At 71.8% G+C, this 631-nt stretch carries 1 protein-coding gene; it reads left to right on the top strand.

The annotated features are described in order from the left end of the window. Positions 1 to 631 (top strand): transglutaminase-like domain-containing protein (locus tag AC27IQ_RS26615; RefSeq protein WP_487091474.1); only part of this gene is annotated, 631 nt, incomplete at both ends.

The raw sequence follows: 631 nt of genomic DNA, 5'->3' as shown, positions 1-631 counted from the left end.
CGCCCGCCCTGGTCGACGCCGCCCTCGCCCGGCTGCGCACCGGCGGCTACAACTACACGCTGGAGCCCGGCGTGTACGGCCAGCACACCGCCGACGCGTTCTGGTTCGACATCAAGGAAGGCTTTTGCGAACACATCGCCTCGGCCTTCGTCGTGCTGATGCGGGCGATGGACATCCCCGCGCGCATCGTCACCGGCTACCAGGGCGGCGAACGCAACGGGGTCGACGGCTACTGGACCGTGCGCCAGAGCGATGCGCACGCCTGGGCCGAGGTCTGGCTCGAAGGCCGCGGCTGGGTGCGCGTGGACCCGACCGGCGCCGTCTCGCCCGGCCGCATCGGCGCCTTCCAGCGCCTGCAGGCCCCGCGCGGCGTGTTCGGCAACGCCATGGACACCATGATCAGCCCCGGCATGGTGCAGCAGATGCGCGCCGTGTGGGAGGCCGTCAACAACGGCTGGAACCAGTGGGTGCTCAACTACACCCAGGGCCGCCAGCTCGACATGCTGAAAGCCCTGGGCATCGAATCGCCCAGCTGGGAAGACCTGGCCCGGGCCCTGGGCGGGCTGGCCGCGCTGGCCGCGCTCGTGGGCGCCGGCTGGACGCTGTGGGAGCGCAGCCAGCACGACCCCTG

This window comes from Acidovorax sp. KPB24-07 (assembly GCF_057543315.1).
This window is presented reverse-complemented; position numbering and strand designations above follow the sequence as displayed.